The organism is Sphingomonas sp. NPDC079357 (assembly GCF_044901155.1).
GTDB lineage: Bacteria > Pseudomonadota > Alphaproteobacteria > Sphingomonadales > Sphingomonadaceae > Sphingomonas.
In genome coordinates, this window is sequence record NZ_JBJDOM010000001.1 from 1,559,260 (window position 1) to 1,576,646 (window position 17,387).

Consider the following 17,387-nt stretch of genomic DNA (forward strand, 5'->3'; position numbering starts at 1 on the left):
ATTGCGGTGGTCTTAGCTGTTCGCTTTGGCGGAATCCACCGGGTAAAAGGTGTAGCTGAGCGTGATCGTCTGCACGTCGCGCGTGTCCGGATCGCTCAGGATCTTCGGGTCGACATAGAAGATCACCGGCATCCGCTGGGTCTCGCCGGGCTTCAGCGTCTGCTGCGTAAAGCAGAAGCACTGGATCTTCGTGAAATATTTGCCGGCGATCGCAGGGGTGACGTTATAGGTGGCGGTGCCCGTCACCGGCTGCGCGCCGCGGTTGGTGGCGGTGAAGAACGCCATGTCGCGCGCCCCGATCTCCACCGTTTCCTGCTCCTGCTCGGGCACGAAGCGCCACGGCAGCTTGGGGCTGGTGTTGGCGTCGAAGGCGATTTCGATCTGCCGGTGGACGCCGCCCGGCGCCGCGACGCCGCGCCCGGTGGTGCCGTTCAGCCCGGTCGCCTGACAGAACATCCGGTAAAGCGGCACGCTGGCGAAGGCGAGCCCGGTCATGAAACAGATCCCCGCGACCGCTAGCAGCGCGGTGCGCAACGTCCGCGGGCGCGCCCCGGTCCGATCTGTCCCGCTCAATGCGCCATGCCCTGTTTGATGCGCGCGATGGTGATGAAGAACACCAGCACCACGAACGCGCCCAGCAACAGCGCGACGACAATGGCGCGCGCCTTCTGCCGGCGGCGGATCAGATTTTGCTCGTCTTCGGTCATGCCACCCACCGGTCGACGACCAGCGCGCCGAACATCACGAAAAGATACAGGATCGAGAAAGCGAACAGGCGCTTCTCGTAAAACATCGGCGTCGCGGCGCGCTTCGCGCCGGCCGCGACCAGCGCCGCCAGCACCGCGAACGCCGCGGTCATCGCTATCGCCACCACGCCATAGATACTGCCGGCCAGGCCGAGCGCCCAGGGCGCGATCGCCACCGCCGCCATCGGGATCGTGTAGAGCCCGATCTGCCGCCGCGTCGCCGCCTCGCCGGCCACCACCGGCAACATCGGCACGCCGGCATTGGCGTAATCGGTCTTCACGAACAGCGCGAGCGCCCAGAAATGCGGCGGCGTCCACAGGAAGACGAGCGCGAACAGCAGGAACGGCAGCAGCGCGATCTGCCCGGTCGCGGCAGCCCAGCCGATCAGCGGCGGGAACGCGCCCGCCGCGCCGCCGATGACGATGTTCTGCGGCGTGCGGCGCTTCAGCCAGACGGTGTAGATCAGCACGTAGAACAGGATCGACACCGTCAGGATCGCGGCGGCGGCGAGATTGACCGCCAGCCCCATCAGGATCACCGAGAAGGCGCCAAGCCCGACGCCGAAGTGCAGGGCGGACTGGCGTTCCATGCGCCCGGCCGGCAACGGCCGCTGCGCGGTGCGCTTCATCACCGCGTCCAGATCGGCCTCATACCATTGGTTCAGGGCCCCGGCTGCGCCCGCACCGAGCGCGATGCACAGGATTGCGGTGAAGCCGAGTACCGGATCGATCAAGTGGCCGTTGACCGGCGGCGCGGCGAGCATCCCGCACAGCCCCGTGAACACGACGAGCGTCATTACCCGCGGCTTGGTCAAGGCCAGGAAATCGCGCCAGTCGGCGGGCGGCAGCAGGGGGGCGGCAGGTGTCATCGGCGTCGTCACGTCTACCCCCGAGCGGCGGGCGTGAAAAGCCTTGCCTGTATCATCGCGACGCGATCATCGTCGTGCCGATATAGACGCTTAACGACCGCCCGCCTAAGCGGAACACGAGACAGCGAGGGTGGGGACCATGCGGCCAGGCGAACGTCAGCGATCGTGGAAGGCGGCGACCGTCGCTCTGGGGCTGCTCGCGCTCGCGTTGCTGGCGTTCCAGATCTTCAAGGTCTCGCTGCGCTCGGTGACACAGACCGACCTTCGCTATGTCTGGCTGGCGGGCGACCTCTGGGCATCGGCGCTCAACCCCTATGGCGCGGACTTCATCCCGCACAGCATAGGGGTCTACGGCGAGGAAGCGCGCGTCTCCTTCTGGGTTTATCCCTTTCAATGGTATTGGATTTCACGTCCACTCGCCTTCCTCTCCCCCACCGCTGCACTGCACGTCTGGCAGGTGGGGAGCTATATCCTGCTGGCGCTGGGGAGCGTGCTGACGATCCGCGCGTCGCGTCTGCTGGGCGCACGGGTCGACCGGGTCGCGATCGCGAGCATGGCCGTCTACGCGGGCTCGCTCACGGCACTGGCGGGGCTGCTGCAACTCGCGCAGCCGGTGATGCTGTCGGTCTTCGGCTTTGCGGTGCTGGTCTATGGCATGGCGGCCGGGCGCGACCCGGTGAAGCTGGTCGGCATCGTGCTGCTCGCGCTCAAACCACAATTCGGGATCCCCATCCTGCTGCTGGTCGCGACGACACCCGGCGGATTTCGACTGTGCGTGATCGGCGGCGTGATCACCGCGGCGCTGGCCGTCCCGCCGTTGCTCATCAGCGGGGTTGCCGAGCAGGTGGGCGGTATGATCGCGAACGTCACCGCTGGCTATGACGACGTGCCGGTCAATTGGCCGATCTCGATGGTGGGCCTGCCGAACCTCCTGGCATTGCTGGCCGGCATCGACATGTCGGTCGGCATCGGGCTGCTGGTCGCGAGCGCCGCCAGTCTGGCGATCGGCGTCGCGCTGCGTCGCACGAGCAGGCTGAGCGCTGCGGACAAGGTGACGTATGCGACGGCGGCGGCCGCGCTGGCGGTTTCGTGCCTGGTCGGGGTGCATCCCTATGATTTGACGGTATTGCTCGTTCCGCTGCCGTTGCTGCTGCGCCAGCGACGGCCGTCGGTGTGGATCGGCATCGCGGGCTACGTGCTGCTGTGGCGGCACGATCATCTTGGCCGCGTTCTGGGGCTCGACGGACTGACCGGCAGCATCACGCTCGCGTCGATCGCAGTGTTTCTGATCGCGCTGAGCTGGATTCTCGACGCTGCCAGTCGCCTTCGTAAAGCGGTCTGAGCCAGCCGTAGCGAAGTGCTCGGAGCGTAGCGCCGACATCGCGTCGGCAGGCCGGCGTCAACGCCGCCGTAGACGCAGAGCTTTCGCACCTTGCTGCATCGTGATCGGCCCCTCCCTGCCGGTCGTCTCCGCCGCGTGCGACTCACCCGGCCAAGCCGTGGCTCTCATGCCCGACGCCGGGCCCTGAAAACGAGAACGGCGGAGGAGCCGATGCTCCCCCGCCGCCTTGCTCGCGCCGGCCGTTGATCGTCAGTCAATCTTGGGCAGCGTCTCGAACTGGTGGAACGGCGGCGGGCTGGACAGCGTCCATTCCAGCGTCGTCGCGCCCTCGCCCCAGGGATTGTCGGGGGCCTTCTTGCCCGCGATCAGCGACCAGATCAGGTTGACGAAGAAGATCGCCATACCCGCGGCCATGATCATATAGCCGATCGTCGCCACGTTGTTCCAATGCGCGAAGCCGTCCGGATAATCCGGATAGCGGCGCGGCATGCCCTGCAGGCCAAGGAAGTGCATCGGGAAGAACAGCAGGTTCACGCCGACGAAGAACACCCAGAAGTGCAGCTGGCCGAGCAGCTCCGAATACATCCGCCCCGACATTTTCGGGAACCAGTAATAGAAGCCCGCGAACAGCGAGAACACTGCGCCGAGGCTGAGCACATAGTGGAAGTGCGCAACGACGTAATAGGTATCCTGCATGTAGTCGTCGACGCCGCCGTTGGCGAGCACGACGCCGGTCACGCCACCGACCGTAAACATGAAGATGAAGCCGATCGCCCACACCATCGGGGTCGGAAAGCGCAGGCTGCCGCCCCACATCGTCGCGATCCACGAGAAGATCTTGATGCCGGTCGGCACCGCGATCACCATCGTCGCGGCGGTGAAGTACATCTTCACGTTCACGCTCATGCCGGTCGTGAACATGTGGTGCGCCCAGACGACGAAGCCAACCACGCCGATCGCGACCATCGCATAGGCCATGCCGAGATAACCGAACACCGGCTTGCGGCTGAACGTCGCGACGATGTGACTGATGATGCCGAAGCCCGGCAGGATCATGATGTACACTTCGGGGTGGCCGAAGAACCAGAACAGATGCTGGTACAGCACCGGATCGCCGCCGCCGGCGGGATCGTAGAAGGTGGTGCCGAAGTTTCGATCGGTCAGCAGCATCGTGATCGCCGCCGCCAGCACCGGCAACGCCAGCAGCAGCAGGAAGGCGGTGACCAGCACCGACCAGGCGAACAGCGGCATCTTGTGCAGCGTCATGCCCGGCGCGCGCATGTTGAAGATCGTGGTGATGAAGTTGATCGCGCCCAGGATCGAGCTGGCGCCCGCGAGGTGGAGCGACAGGATCGCCATGTCGACCGACGGCCCCGGCTCGCCATAGGTGGAGAGCGGCGCGTACACGGTCCAGCCGGTGCCGGCGCCGCCGAAGAACGGCGAGGCGAGCAGCAGCAGGAACGCCGGCACCAGCAGCCAGAAGCTGATGTTGTTCATCCGCGGGAACGCCATATCCGGCGCGCCGATCATCAGCGGCACGAACCAGTTGCCGAACCCGCCGACCATCGCCGGCATCACCATGAAGAACACCATGATCAGGCCGTGTGCGGTGACCAGCACGTTCCAGAGGTGCAGCGCCTGATCGAATGACTGTTCCTCGCCGCCGTGCAGCATCGACGCCCAGTGCGGCAGATACTGGATGCCGGGATGCATCAGCTCGGCGCGCATCAGCCCCGAGATCGCCCCGCCGATGATCCCCGCGACGATCGCGAAGATCAGGTAGAGCGTGCCAATGTCCTTGTGGTTGGTCGACATGAACCAGCGCGCGAAGAACGCCGGCTTGTGGTCGGCGTGCGCGTCATGATGGTGATCGTCGTGCGAGACGAACGCGGACGGGTGGAGCGCGGTGTCGGTCATGATCTTAGCGTCCGGCTTCGCCGACGCCGCCCGGATTGCCGGTTGCGCCCTGCGGGGAAGTGGGGGGAGTGTCGGTCCCATTCTCGGTCGGGCCGGTGATCGCGTTGGCGACCGCCGCCTCATCCATCACGGCGGCGGAATTGTCCGCGCCCGGCTGCGGTATCACCGCGTCCGAAGCCTTGCCCGGCGCCGGCATCGAGCCGCCCTTGGCGCGCACCCACGCAGCGAACTGCGCCGGCGTGACCGCCTCAACCGCGATCGGCATGAACGCGTGGCGCGCGCCGCACAATTCGCTGCACTGGCCGAAATAAAGGCCGGGCTTGTCGATCGTGAAGCTGGTCTCGTTCAGCCGACCCGGAATCGCATCAAGCTTGATCCAGAACGCCGGCACCGCCCAGCTGTGGATGACGTCATTGGCGGTGGTGATCAGGCGGATCGGCACGCCGACCGGCAGCACGACGCGATTGTCGGCGGCCAGCAGGCGCGGGCCGTCGGCGTCGGTGCGCGCGCGCTCGCCGGCTGCGACCTGATTGGCTTCCTTCAGCATATTGGCGGTGATCTCGATCCCGCCATGATCCGGATATTGATAGCTCCAGAACCATTGGTTGCCGATCGCCTTCAGCGTCACCGCACCGGCCGGCGCGGGCTTGAACTGCGCTTGCAGCAGCCCGATCGACGGCACCGCGATCGCGACGAGGATCAGCACCGGGACCAAGGTCCATACTACCTCGATGAAGGTGTTGTGGCTGGTCCGCGACGGCACCGGATTGGCGCTGGCGCGGAACTTCACGACCACGACCACCAGCAGCACCAGCACCAGGATCGAGATGATCGTGATCAGCGGGAAGAGGATGCGGTCGTGAAACCAGTGCGCGCGCAGGCCATTCTTGGTGACCTGCGGCTGAATGTGGATCACGCCGTCGAGCGGCTGGCCGACGCCGGGCGCGGAAGTGGTGGCATTGAAGGCCGGTGCCCCGTCCATCGCCAGCGCTGGCGATTGCGGCGCCGCATCGGCCTTTTGCACCGTGCCGCCGGCCTGGCCCTGATTCGAGTCGGCGGGGCGCAGCCCACTCGGCGCGGCAGTCGCCGCGGTGGCGGGCGAGGTCGCGGCCGGCGCCTGCGCACCGGCGCTGCCCGCACCTGTGAGGGCGGTCAGCGCGAAGCCCGCTGCCAATACCCAACCCTTGATCCCGGTTCTCAGCATTTCTTTATCGTCACCCCTGTCGTGGTGCGCATTCGCGTACCGGGCGTATCGAAGCGCCCCTCCTGCACCTGCCTATAGCATGGCATCCCCTCGCCTCAAGGGGGCGTGCGTCCGCGCTTTTCTCGCCCGAGGCGCGTTGCGTGCGCGCGGCCGCGCTTCTATGGCGCGCGCAGGAGACCAAGCACACGATGACCGACGACGACGTGCTCGCCGAATTCCGCGCCGCCGACGCGCTGCTGGAAGGGCATTTCATCCTTTCCTCCGGGTTGCGCAGCCCGCGCTACCTGCAGTGCGCGCGCGTGCTGATGAACCCGCGCCGTGCTGCGCGGCTCGCCGAGGCGCTCGCGACGCGGATTCCGGCCGAGCTGCGCACGCGGATCACCGCGGTGGTCGCCCCCGCGATGGGCGGGGTGATCGCCGGGCAGGAGATGGCGCGCGCGCTCGACGTGGATGCGATGTTCGTCGAGCGCCCGACTGGCACCTTCGAGCTGCGCCGCGGCTTTAGGCTGGAGCCGGGGCAGGAAGTGCTGATGATGGAGGATGTCGTCACCACCGGCCTGTCGAGCCGCGAGGCGATCAAGGCGATCGAGGAAGCCGGCGGGCGCGTGATCGCCGGCGCGGCGCTGGTCGATCGCTCGAACGGCACCGCGGACATCGGTGTGCCGTTCTTTCCGCTGATCCGGCTGGAAGTGCCGACTTACCAGCCTGATGACCTGCCCCCTGAACTCGCAGCGATCCCGGCGATCAAGCCGGGCAGCCGGGCGGCGGCGTGACGATGGGCGGCCCGTTGCGCCTCGGGGTCAATATCGACCATGTCGCGACGGTGCGCAACGCACGTGGCGGCGGATTGCCCGATCCGGTGCGCGCCGCGCTGCTCGCGGCGAAGGCGGGTGCCGACGGGATCACCGCGCATCTGCGCGAGGATCGCCGCCACATCACCGATGCGGACATCGCGCGGCTTTCGGCGGAATTGTCGATCCCGCTCAATCTCGAGATGGCGGCGACCGACGAGATGCTCGCGATCGCGCTGCGCCACCGGCCGCACGCCGCCTGCATCGTCCCCGAAAAGCGCGAGGAGCGCACCACCGAGGGCGGGATTGACGCCGCCGGCCAGCACGACCGCCTCGCGCCGATGGTCCGCGAACTCGGCGCGGCGCAGATTCGCGTCTCGCTGTTCATCGAGCCCGACCCGCGCCAGATCGCGGCGGCGGTCGCGCTCGGCGCGCCGGTCGTCGAGCTGCACACCGGCCGCTATGCCGAGCTGGACGGCGAGGCGCGCACCGTCGAGCTGCGCCGGCTCGCCGATGCCGCGGCGCTGGCGGCAAAGAACGGGATTGAGGTCCATGCCGGGCACGGGCTGACCTTTGACAATGTCACCCCCGTCGCCGCGATCCCGCAGGTCCGCGAGCTCAACATCGGCCATTTCCTGATCGGCGAGGCAATTTTTACCGGGTTGGAGGACAGCGTGCGCCGCATGAAGGCGTTGATGGACGAAGCCCGTTGATCGTCGGGCTTGGCTCCGACCTTTGCAACATCGAGCGGATCGCGCATTCGCTCGAACGCTTCGGCGAACGGTTCGAGGGGCGCGTCTTCACCGATGTCGAGCGCGCGAAGGCCGATCGCCGACCGTTCACCAAGGCCGGGACGCTCGCCAAGCGCTTCGCCGCGAAGGAAGCCTATTCCAAGGCAGTCGGCACCGGGTTCAAGGCGGGCGTGTTCATGAAGGACATCGGCGTCGTCAACGCACCCTCCGGCGCACCGACGCTGGCGCTGACCGGGGGGGCCAAGGCGCAGCTCGATACGCTGATCCCCGCCGGGCACAGCGCGCGCATCCATCTGACATTGACCGACGACCATCCCTGGGCGCAGGCATTCGTCATCATCGAGGCCGTTGCCGACCGACATGCAGGAGCCGAGTGACCGCGTGGCAGAGGATATCGCATTGACCGGCGACCACACGCCCCCGCACGCCACGGCCGCGACGCCTGCGTCGCGCACCGGCTTCGACTGGTGGGGCGAGATCAAGGGGCTGTTCTGGCTGCTGCTGGCGGTGCTCGGCTTTCACAGCTTCATCGCCAAGCCTTTTTACATCCCGAGCGAATCGATGCTGCCCGGCTTGCTGGTCGGTGACCGGCTGGTGGTGTCGAAATTCGCTTATGGCTGGTCGTTCGTCTCGCCGACGATCCCCGATCCGGTCGCAATTATCCGCGGTACGTTGCTCCACCAGCCGGTCGACAGCTGGTCGGTGCAAGTGCCGTTCATCCATGGCCGCATCTGGGGCAGCCTGCCCGAGCGCGGCGATGTGGTGATCGTTACCCCGCCGGGCCAGTCGAGCGATTACATCAAGCGCGTGATCGGCCTGCCGGGCGACACGCTGGCGGTACGCGGCGGCGTCGTGATCCTCAACGGCACGCCGGTTGCGCGCGGACCGCTCCACTATCGCGACCTGCCGGTCGATGCCAACGCGACCTGCGATCCCGCACAATATCCCGGTGCGCGGCAGGAGCGTCCCGACGGCTCGGCGGTCTGCCACCTGCCGATCGTCACCGAGACGCTGCCCAACGGCCGGCGCTATGACACGGTCGATCTGGAATCGGACAGCGCCGGCGACAACTATGGCCCAGTGACGATCCCCGCTAACCACGTCTTCCTGATGGGCGACAATCGCGACCGCTCCGCCGACAGCCGCTTTGCGCTGGGCGGGTTCGAGCGCGGGCTGGGCGGTCCGGTGCCCTATGAGAATATCGGCGGGCGCGCCGAGTTCATCACCTTCTCGGTCGACGGCAGCGCCGGCTGGAACCCGCTGACGTGGCCGCGCGCGCTGCGCGGCGGACGCGCGGGCAGCTCGCTCCACCCGACGCGCGTCCCATGAGCGACGCGCCGGAGGTGCGGATCGACGCCGGTGGCGAGCGGGTGCGCGTCCGCGCCGGTGCGAGCCCTACCGAGGTCCGCGACGAGTCGACCCGCAACGAAATCCGCCGCGCCGCGGTCTGGCTGGGCATGGCCGGCGCGATCGCCCTCGTCGTGCTGCTGATCCAGCCGTTGCTCATCATCTTCGCGGCGCTCGTCTTCGCCGCGCTGCTCGACGGCGGAGTGCGGCTGCTCGGGCGCGTGCTGCCGATCGGGCGAAGCTGGCGGCTGCTGATTGTCTGCCTGCTGACGATCGCCTTCCTGCTCGGCACCTTCTATCTCGCCGGCGTCCAGATCACCGCGCAGGCGCAACAACTCCGCTCGACCGTCGAGGTGCAGGTGCTGCGCTTCAGCGGCTGGCTGAGCGCGCAAGGGCTGATGCCGGGCGCCAGCGACCTGAGCGGCGTCGCCAAACAGGCGATGTCGTCGCTAGGGCGCGTCACCAGCTGGCTCGGCACGGCAGCAGGGGCGCTGACCAGCGGCTTCATGATCGTCGTGCTCGGACTGTTCATCGCGATCGATCCGCACGGCTATGAGCGCGGGCTGCAATGGATGGTGCCCGAACGGAACCGCGTCGAATTCGCGGTGACGCTCAAGCGGATGGCGCAGACGCTGCGCCGGCTGCTCGCCGGGCGGCTGCTCGGCATGGCGTTCGAGGGCGTGCTGACCGCGATTGCCCTGTGGATTGTCGGGGTGCCGATGGCGATGATCCTCGGCATTCTCACCGGCCTGCTCGCCTTCATCCCCAATATCGGTGCGTTTATCTCCGGCGCGCTGATGGTCGCGGTGGGCTTTTCGGCGGGCGTGCACACCGGGGTGCTGGCGATCGTCGTCTACATCGTGGTGCAGACCTTCGATGGCTATGTCGTGATCCCGATGGTCGCCAAGCGCACGGTCGACCTTCCCCCGGCGCTGACGCTCGGCGCACAGATCCTGGCCAGCGCGTTGTTCGGGATCATGGGGCTGGCGCTCGCCGATCCGATGACCGCGATCCTGAAGACCGCGATGGAGCGCCGCTCCGAGAAGGTCGAGGTCGACCCTTCCCGCGACTGACGGCGATGCGGCACGGCTGGCGCGCGCCGCCGGACGCTGCTAAAGCCCGCGTCCCGTGTACGAACGGGCGCAGGAAGAACCGATTGCGCGTCGACGAGCCAGTATCAACTCCCTCGACCATGTCTGCTGCCGACGCTGCGCCGTTGGTCGCGCTGAAGCCGGTCCAGACGCTGCGTCGGCGTTGGCCGGTCCTGCTGGCGACCGTGCTGAGCGTCGCGATGCTGGTCGGAGTCGGGTACGAATTGTTCGCCGACGGTCTGGCAGGCATCCGCCGCGTGACCCCCACGTCATCGGGTTTCTACCTGTTCTTCCTCGCATCCTATTTCATGCTGCCGGTCTGCGATTTCGTCATTTTCCGCCGGTTGTGGAACGTGCCACCCGCCGCCTTCGGGGCGCTTAACCGCAAGCGGATCGCGAACGACATTCTGATCGGCTATACGGGGGACGCCTATTTCTACGCCTGGGCACGGGCGCGGCTGGAGATGGTCGCCGCACCGTTCGGGGCGGTTAAGGACGTGACGATCGTCTCCGGGATCACCGGTAACGTCACTGCCCTGCTGCTCGGCGCGGTCGCCCTGCCGCTCGGCTATCAGCTGATCGCGCCCGAGGTGGTGTCGGCGATGATCTGGTCGCTGGCCTTCGCGACAGCGCTGTCGCTGGCGCTGCTCCTCTTTTCCAAGCGGGTCTTTTCGTTACCGAGACGCGACCTCTGGTTTATCTTCTGGGTCGACCTGCTGCGCATCGGCGGCAGCTGCGTCACGGTGGCGCTTGCCTGGGCGTGCGTGATCCCCAGCGTTTCGCTCGGCATGTGGCTGTTCCTGGTCGCCGGGCGGCAACTGGTGTCGCGTTTGCCGTTCCTGCCCAACAAAGACCTGCTTTTCGCCAATTTCGCGATCCTGGTTATCGGGCATGATCGTGCGTTGTCGGACCTGATGGCATTCACCGCGGCGTCAACCCTGGTGATGCATGGATTGCTGCTGCTGTTGTTCGGCGCGGCATATGTGACTGGAAGGATGCGCACATGGCGCGAGGAACGCTGACGATCGCCTTTGCCGGGCTGCTGACGCTCGCGGCGCCGGGTGCCGGCGCGCAGATTCTGGGCAGCGACGCGGCGGCCTGCGCCAGCGGCCAGGAAGGTCCGGCGATCCTCGCCACCGTGACCGGGCTGAAGGACCGCACCGGCACGCTGAAGCTCGAACTGTATCCGCCCAATGAGAAGGACTTTCTGGCCGGCGACGACGATCTCGCGCGCCAGGGCAAGTTCTTCCGCCGCGTGTCGGTCGCGCCACCCGCCGCCGGCGATGCCGCGATCTGCATCCGCGTGCCGCGGCAGGGCCGCTATGCGCTGTTCCTCGGGCACGACCGCGACGGCAAGCGCAAGTTCAACTTCTGGAGCGATGGCGCTGGCTTCCCCAGCAACAACAAGATCGGGCGCGCCCGCCCCAAGCTGGTCGACGCGCTGATCGACGTCGGCCCCGGCATTACCCGCACCACGATCCGCGCCCAGTATCTGCGCGGGCTGGGCGGCTTCGGCTTCATGCGCTGATCGGAGGACGGGACCATGCGGATCGTCGATGTCAACGAATTCTACTCGCCCACCGGCGGCGGAGTACGCTCGTACCTTGATCGCAAGATGGCGCTGATGTCCGAGCTTGGGCATCAGCAGATCGTGATTGCGCCGGGGCGGGAGGACCGGGTCGAGGAGCGGCCCGGCGGCGCGCGCATTCACTTCGTGAAGTCGCCGGGAATACCGTTCGATTCGAATTACGGGCTGTTCTGGGAAGCCGGGCCGATTCACGAGTTGCTCGATCACTATCGGCCCGATGTGGTCGAGAATTGCGCACCGTGGCGGTCGGCCGCGATCGTCGCCGACTGGCAGGGCGATGCGCTGCGGTCGTGGTTCATGCACAACGACAACCTTGAAACCTATCCGAAGCGCTGGTTCTCGCGGGTCGCTTCAGGAGCGACGATCGAGCGCGCGTTCGGCTGGTACGATCGGTACATGAACCGCTGGCTCGACAAGTTCGACACCGTGGTCACCAACGGCCCGGTGCTGACCGAGCGACTCCGCGCGCGCGGCGTTCGTATCGACGCGACCATGACACTGGGGATTGAGCGCGAGCATTTCTCGCCCGCGTTGCGCAGCCCCACGTTGCGCGCCGCGATGCTCGAACAATGCGGCCTGCCCGAAGATGCGTTCCTGCTGATCGGGGTCGGGCGGCATCATCCCGAAAAGCGCTGGCCGATGGTGATCGACGCCGTGCGGCGCGCCGGGGCGCAATTGCCGGTCGGGCTGGTGTTGTTGGGGCTGGGCCCGGACACGCGGACCCTGGAGCGGCATATCGCCGAAAGTCCGCACGTCCGCATGTTCCAGCCGATCTACCATCGCGGACAGCTCGCCTCGATCATGGCGAGTGCCGACGCGCTCGTCCATGGCTGCGATACCGAGACGTTCGGGCTGGTCGCGTCGGAGGCGCTGGCCTCGGGCCTCCCGCTGATCGTGCCGGATCGCGGCGGCGCCTCGGCGGTGCCGAAGCCGGAATATGGCGAGTGGTTCCGCAGCGGCAACGCCTATGATTGCGCGCGCGCGATCGTGGCGCTCGCTTCGCGCGACAAGCGATTGCTGCACCGTGCGGCGGCGATCGCCGCGCCGAAGGTGTGGAGCGACCGCGAACATGCGCAGGCGCTGATCGCGCACTATCAGTCGCTGATCGACGCGCGGCGCGGGGTCAGCAGGTCGGCATAGGCCGCCGGCCGACGCGCGGGCGTCGAGAAGGCGGCGAAGGTCCGGTCAATGCTGCGCAGCAATGCCGGGCGCGTGACGTCGCCGGGATGCACCGCAATTCGCACCGTCGGCAAGGGCTGGAGCAAATGGCGCAGCGCCGACGCCGCCGCCAGCGAACTCAGCGCGCGCGCATCGCTGCGACTGGCCCAGGTGATCACTGGCCCGCGCGCTACCATCGCACCGCCCGGTTCCCAGACGCGCGCATGGTCTTCCGCAATCGCGAAGCCGGCATCGCCCAGCGCCGCTCGCGCGCCTTCCGAATAGAGCCAAGCCGGGGCGATGAACCCCGCCGCCGCACGCCCTGTCGCGTCTTCCAGCAACGTCTTGCCGCGCCGCATCCGCGCAAGCGCCTCCGTGTGATCGAGCCCGAGGAACTCGCCCTCGCCCGCGGTCATCCGCTTGGCCTTGATCGCCGCAACCCCGCTATGCGCGCTGTCGTCGCGGTGGAACCAGCCATGGACGAACATCTCGATACCCGCGTCGGCCCAGCCCCGCAGTCGCGCCGTGAAGGCGGGGGTCCAGGGGGCGTTGCCCCAATGATCGGGGACGACGAGCATCGCCAGACGCTCACCCACATAGGGCGCGAGCCGGTCCAGCAGCATATCGACCTCGCGCTCGAACCGCGGCGAGACATCGTGGATGGAGGCGAGCAGACGCTTCATGCCGCCAGCACATGCGCACCTGGCCGCGCCGGCGCAAGGGTCAGTCGTCCGCCAGCGCCTTGGCAAGCAGGTCGCGGATCGCGACGAGCGACGGCACGCCGGGCCGCGGGACCAGGCCGGGGGCGCCAACGGGCTCGCGCGCCAGCAATTGCTGGACGCCCTTGACCGTATAGCCCTCGCGGTTGAGCAGCCGGTCGATCCGCTCGACCAGCGCCACATCCTCCGGCCGGTAGTAGCGGCGATTGCCCGCGCGTGTGACCGGCCGAAGTTGCGGAAAGCGACTTTCCCAATACCGCAGGATGTGCGGAGCGAGGCCGGTCGCCTGAGCGACCTCGCCGATAGTGCGAAACGCGGCGGCGGATTTTGCGTCCGACGCCAATAGCTCAGCCCGCGACGATGCGGTCGCGCATCATCTGGCTTGCACGGAAGGTCAGCACGCGGCGCGGCGCGATCGGCACCTCGACGCCGGTCTTGGGATTGCGGCCAATCCGCTCGCCCTTGTCGCGCAGCACGAACGTGCCGAAGCCCGAGATCTTGACGTTTTCGCCCCGCGACAGGGCGCCGCACACATTGTCGAGAATCTGCTCGACCAGGCGCGAGGAATCGGCGCGGGACAGCCCCACCTGCTTGTGGAGCGACTCCGCCAGATCAGCGCGCGTCAACGTACCTGCTTCCGTCATCGACTTCCCTCTACCCCCCGGAAAGGTTACACAATTCACCGCCCGCTTAGAACGCCGCGCGCAAATTGTCGATGCGGTCGACCGTTGTGGGTCAGATGCGGATGACCGCAGCGCCCCAGGTGAATCCGCCGCCCATCGCCTCCAGCACGACGATATGGCCGGGCCGGATCCGGCCGTCGCGCACCGCCTGGTCCAACGCCAGCGGAACCGACGCCGCGGAGGTGTTGGCGTGCTGGTCGACAGTCAGCACAACCTTTTCAGACGGCAGGGAAAGTTTGCGCGCGGTGGCGTCGAGAATACGCGCATTCGCCTGATGCGGCACCACCCAGTCGACCGCCGCGGTGGGTAGTCCGGCGGCGTGCAACGCCTCCTCCATGACCGCTGCCAGGTTGATCACGGCGTGGCGAAAAACCTCCCGCCCCTTCATCCGCAGCTTACCGACGGTGCCGGTCGTCGACGGTCCACCGTCGACATAAAGCAACCCATTATGGCGGCCGTCGGCATGAAGCCGCGTGGCAAGAACGCCCCGCGCGCCCGCGTCCGTCACGTCGTCCGCCGATTCGCGCGCCTCCAGCACGATCGCACCGGCCCCGTCGCCGAACAGGACGCAGGTGGTGCGATCCTCCCAGTCGAGGATGCGGCTGAACGTCTCGGCACCGATCACCAGCGCACGGCGGTGCGCGCCGGCGCGGATCATGCTGTCGGCGACCTGCACCGCATAGAGGAAGCCCGAGCAGACCGCCGCCACGTCGAAGGCGACGCAATCGTCGATGCCCAGCATCGCCTGCACCTTGGTGGCGGTGGCAGGAAAGGTGTTGTCGGGAGTGGCGGTGGCCAGCACGATCAGGTCGAGGTCGCCTGCGACCAGCCCGGCGGCAGCAATCGCGGCGGTCGCGGCGTCGCGCGCCAGCGTCGCAGTCGTCTCGTCGTCACCTGCGATATGGCGGAAGCGGATGCCTGTGCGCTCGACGATCCACTCGTCCGAGGTATCGACGCGCTCGGCCAGTTCGGCATTGGAGACGCGGCGGGCGGGCAGCGCACTGCCCGTTCCCGTCAGCACGGCACGGATCATGCAGCGGCCTTCGCTTCGAAATGGCGCAGATCCTCGACGATCCGGCGCGTCAGGTCGGCCCGCACCATCTTGGCGGCGTTGCCAATCGCGGTTTCCACCCCGCGCTCGTTCGCGCTCCCGTGGCTTTTGACCACCAGCCCGTTGAGCCCGAGGAAAACCGCGCCATTGTGGTTGTTGGGGTCAAGGTGATCGCGCAGCAACTCGGTAGCCGGGCGCGAGATCAGGAAGCCCAGCTTGGAACGCACCGAACTGCGGAACGCACGCTTGAGCAGATCGGCGACGAAGCGCGCGGTGCCCTCGGCGGTCTTGAGCGCGATATTGCCCGAAAAGCCGTCGCAGACGATCACGTCATGCTCGCCGCGCGACAGCCGGTCACCCTCGACGAAGCCGGTGAATTTCATGGGCAGATGCGGCGCGGCGCGCAGCATCTGCGCGGCGTCGCGGATCTCGCCGGTGCCCTTCTGATCTTCGCTGCCGATGTTGAGCAGCGCGACTCGCGGCGCATCCAGCTCCAGCGTGGTGCGCGCATAGGCCGCGCCCATCACCGCGAACTGCACGAGATTGCGCGCGTCACACTCGGTGTTGGCGCCGAGGTCGAGCACCACCACGTCATTGTCACCGAGCGTCGGCAGCAACGCGGCCAGCGCCGGCCGGTCGATGCCGCGCATCGTCCGCAGCGACAGCTTGGCCATCGCCATCAGCGCACCGGTATTGCCCGCACTCACCGCAGCGGCGGCGCGCCCCTGCTTCACGCAGTCAATCGCAACACCCATCGAGGTCGTCTTGGCGCGACGGATCGCCTGACTCGGCTTCTCGTCGCCCGCGATCACATCGGGGGCGTGGACGATTTCGGAATGCTCGGCGAGATTGGGATGCTGGGACAGCCCCTCGCGAATCGCCGCCTCGTCGCCGACCAACAGATAGTTGACGTCGTCGTGACGGCGGCACGCACGCGCCACCCCAGCCAGCATTACCGCCAACCCCTCGTCACCGCCCATCGCATCGACGGCGATCCGGGACCTGTCGGATATCACTGAACCTCGCTCCCGAAGCTGTGCCTGCACCCGGTCAGGCTCAGGCGTCGACCGCGATGACCTCGCGACCATTGTAGTGACCGCAGGCGGTGCACAGATTGTGCGGACGCTTCAGCTCGCCGCAGTTCGGGCATTCCTGAAACGCCTCGACCGACAGAGCGTCGTGCGCGCGGCGCATGCCACGGCGGGAGGGAGAAGTCTTTCGCTTGGGGACGGCCATCGCGGCACCTTGATTTGTCTAGTAGTTCATATGAGCGACGAGCCGGTGCACGGTGCCGCGCGGACGATGCAAGCACCGGCCGCGGCAGACAGCCGGGCATCGGCTCGCATCGCGAAGCCCCGCGCCTATAGCGAATTCCCCGGCGGTTGCAAGTAAAGCCCGTCACATGACCTCCATCCCGCCAACGCCCCGAACGGGCGGTCGTGTCCCTCTCAGGCGGAAAGCGCGCGGTCGCTGACGAACATATTGTGCGCCCGCTCGTGCGCGAAGGTGCTCGGCTTGCCGTGACCGGGGATGAACGTCGTCTCGTCGCCCAGCGGCCATAGCTTGGTCACGATCGATTCGATCAGCTGCTTGTGATTGCCCTGCGGCAGATCGGTGCGCCCGACCGAGCCCTGGAACAACACGTCGCCGACCTGCGCGAATCGTGACGGCGCGTGGTGGAAGATCACATGCCCCGCGGTGTGACCCGGCGTATGGTAGACGTCGAGCGTCAGGTCGCCGACCGTCACCGTGTCACCATCCGCCAGCCAGCGATCGGGCTCGAACACCACACCCCGGATATTCCAGTTGCGCCCGTCCTCGTCGAGCCGCGACAGCCAGAAACGGTCGTCCTCGTGCGGGCCCTCGATCGGCACGCCCAGTTGCTCGGCCAAGGGCTTCGCCTCGCCGGCGTGGTCGATATGCCCATGGGTCAGCAGGATTTTTTCGACCGTCACCCCGGCCTGCTCCACCGCCGACAGGATGCGCGGCAGATCGCCACCGGGATCGACCACCGCCGCCTTCATCGTCGCGGTGCACCAGATCAGCGTGCAATTCTGCTCGATCGCGGTGACGGGAACGATCGCGGCGCGCAACGGGGTGTCGGTCATCGGAAAACTCCTGCCGGGATG

21 protein-coding genes are annotated in these 17,387 nt (G+C 67.3%); 9 read left to right on the plus strand and 12 right to left on the minus strand.

The window, feature by feature from the left end; translation table 11 throughout:
* Positions 1-12: 12 nt before the first annotated feature.
* The 3 genes from ACI2JO_RS07295 to ACI2JO_RS07305 are packed head-to-tail and all read right to left on the minus strand — an operon-like array spanning position 13 to position 1,615.
* A complete protein-coding gene (locus tag ACI2JO_RS07295; protein WP_404720026.1) occupies positions 13-573 on the minus strand; it encodes a cytochrome c oxidase assembly protein in 561 nt (186 codons plus the stop codon).
* On the minus strand, positions 570-707 hold the full coding sequence (locus tag ACI2JO_RS07300; protein ID WP_184036396.1) for a hypothetical protein: 138 nt from the start codon (positions 705-707) through the stop codon (positions 570-572). Before ACI2JO_RS07300 ends, ACI2JO_RS07295 begins: the two co-directional genes overlap by 4 nt.
* Complete coding sequence (locus ACI2JO_RS07305) at positions 704-1,615, minus strand: heme o synthase (RefSeq protein ID WP_404720345.1); 912 nt, start codon at positions 1,613-1,615, stop codon at positions 704-706. The genes ACI2JO_RS07300 and ACI2JO_RS07305 overlap by 4 nt, the downstream gene beginning before the upstream one ends.
* Positions 1,616-1,754: 139 nt before the next feature.
* Between ACI2JO_RS07305 and ACI2JO_RS07310 the strand changes: the two genes are divergently transcribed.
* Entirely contained in the window at positions 1,755-2,957 is a 1,203-nt protein-coding gene (locus tag ACI2JO_RS07310; protein WP_404720027.1) for a hypothetical protein, read from the plus strand.
* Positions 2,958-3,206: 249 nt separating this feature from the next.
* Here the strand turns inward: ACI2JO_RS07310 and ctaD are convergent, their stop codons facing one another.
* Together ctaD and coxB are read right to left on the minus strand one after the other, a co-directional pair.
* The gene (gene ctaD, locus ACI2JO_RS07315) at positions 3,207-4,874 is read right to left on the minus strand and encodes a cytochrome c oxidase subunit I (protein ID WP_404720028.1); all 1,668 of its coding nucleotides are present in this window, start codon (positions 4,872-4,874) and stop codon (positions 3,207-3,209) included.
* 4 nt (positions 4,875-4,878) lie between these two features.
* The gene (coxB, locus tag ACI2JO_RS07320; RefSeq protein WP_404720029.1) at positions 4,879-6,078 is read right to left on the minus strand and encodes a cytochrome c oxidase subunit II; all 1,200 of its coding nucleotides are present in this window, start codon (positions 6,076-6,078) and stop codon (positions 4,879-4,881) included.
* A gap of 188 nt (positions 6,079-6,266) precedes the next feature.
* Between coxB and pyrE the strand changes: the two genes are divergently transcribed.
* From pyrE to ACI2JO_RS07360, 8 genes are all read left to right on the plus strand, one after another.
* On the plus strand, positions 6,267-6,851 hold the full coding sequence (gene pyrE / locus ACI2JO_RS07325; RefSeq protein ID WP_404720030.1) for an orotate phosphoribosyltransferase: 585 nt from the start codon (positions 6,267-6,269) through the stop codon (positions 6,849-6,851).
* Positions 6,852-6,853: 2 nt separating this feature from the next.
* Complete coding sequence (locus ACI2JO_RS07330) at positions 6,854-7,582, plus strand: pyridoxine 5'-phosphate synthase (RefSeq protein WP_404720346.1); 729 nt, start codon at positions 6,854-6,856, stop codon at positions 7,580-7,582.
* Positions 7,579-7,998 carry a holo-ACP synthase gene (gene acpS / locus ACI2JO_RS07335; RefSeq protein ID WP_404720031.1) on the plus strand — a complete coding sequence of 140 codons (420 nt, stop codon included), beginning with the start codon at positions 7,579-7,581 and terminating at the stop codon, positions 7,996-7,998. The genes ACI2JO_RS07330 and acpS overlap by 4 nt, the downstream gene beginning before the upstream one ends.
* Before the next feature lie 4 nt (positions 7,999-8,002).
* Positions 8,003-8,950: a signal peptidase I gene (gene lepB, locus ACI2JO_RS07340; protein WP_404720032.1), complete on the plus strand. Its 948-nt coding sequence runs from the start codon at positions 8,003-8,005 to the stop codon at positions 8,948-8,950.
* On the plus strand, positions 8,947-10,041 hold the full coding sequence (locus ACI2JO_RS07345; RefSeq protein WP_404720033.1) for an AI-2E family transporter: 1,095 nt from the start codon (positions 8,947-8,949) through the stop codon (positions 10,039-10,041). Before lepB ends, ACI2JO_RS07345 begins: the two co-directional genes overlap by 4 nt.
* A gap of 83 nt (positions 10,042-10,124) precedes the next feature.
* Entirely contained in the window at positions 10,125-11,081 is a 957-nt protein-coding gene (locus tag ACI2JO_RS07350; protein ID WP_404720034.1) for a hypothetical protein, read from the plus strand.
* Positions 11,063-11,587, plus strand: a complete 525-nt coding sequence (locus tag ACI2JO_RS07355; RefSeq protein ID WP_404720035.1) for a DUF2141 domain-containing protein — start codon at positions 11,063-11,065, stop codon at positions 11,585-11,587. Before ACI2JO_RS07350 ends, ACI2JO_RS07355 begins: the two co-directional genes overlap by 19 nt.
* Before the next feature lie 15 nt (positions 11,588-11,602).
* The gene (locus ACI2JO_RS07360; RefSeq protein ID WP_404720036.1) at positions 11,603-12,787 is read left to right on the plus strand and encodes a glycosyltransferase; all 1,185 of its coding nucleotides are present in this window, start codon (positions 11,603-11,605) and stop codon (positions 12,785-12,787) included.
* Here the strand turns inward: ACI2JO_RS07360 and ACI2JO_RS07365 are convergent.
* The 7 genes from ACI2JO_RS07365 to ACI2JO_RS07395 form a co-directional block, all read right to left on the minus strand.
* Positions 12,742-13,488 (minus strand): DUF2334 domain-containing protein, encoded by a 747-nt coding sequence (locus ACI2JO_RS07365; RefSeq protein WP_404720037.1) that lies wholly within the window; start codon positions 13,486-13,488, stop codon positions 12,742-12,744. The two genes, ACI2JO_RS07360 and ACI2JO_RS07365, sit on opposite strands and share 46 nt — an antisense overlap.
* A gap of 40 nt (positions 13,489-13,528) precedes the next feature.
* Positions 13,529-13,867: a MerR family transcriptional regulator gene (locus ACI2JO_RS07370; protein WP_404720038.1), complete on the minus strand. Its 339-nt coding sequence runs from the start codon at positions 13,865-13,867 to the stop codon at positions 13,529-13,531.
* 4 nt (positions 13,868-13,871) lie between these two features.
* Positions 13,872-14,168, minus strand: coding sequence for an integration host factor subunit alpha (locus tag ACI2JO_RS07375; RefSeq protein WP_404720039.1), 297 nt, complete (start codon positions 14,166-14,168; stop codon positions 13,872-13,874).
* Between the two features lie 91 nt (positions 14,169-14,259).
* Entirely contained in the window at positions 14,260-15,240 is a 981-nt protein-coding gene (locus ACI2JO_RS07380) for a beta-ketoacyl-ACP synthase III (RefSeq protein ID WP_404720040.1), read from the minus strand.
* Positions 15,237-16,271 carry a phosphate acyltransferase PlsX gene (plsX, locus tag ACI2JO_RS07385; protein WP_404720347.1) on the minus strand — a complete coding sequence of 345 codons (1,035 nt, stop codon included), beginning with the start codon at positions 16,269-16,271 and terminating at the stop codon, positions 15,237-15,239. The genes ACI2JO_RS07380 and plsX overlap by 4 nt, the downstream gene beginning before the upstream one ends.
* A gap of 43 nt (positions 16,272-16,314) precedes the next feature.
* Positions 16,315-16,494: a 50S ribosomal protein L32 gene (gene rpmF / locus ACI2JO_RS07390; protein ID WP_028967316.1), complete on the minus strand. Its 180-nt coding sequence runs from the start codon at positions 16,492-16,494 to the stop codon at positions 16,315-16,317.
* A 212-nt stretch (positions 16,495-16,706) separates the two neighbouring features.
* Entirely contained in the window at positions 16,707-17,366 is a 660-nt protein-coding gene (locus ACI2JO_RS07395) for an MBL fold metallo-hydrolase (RefSeq protein ID WP_404720041.1), read from the minus strand.
* Between the last annotated feature and the right edge of the window lie 21 nt (positions 17,367-17,387).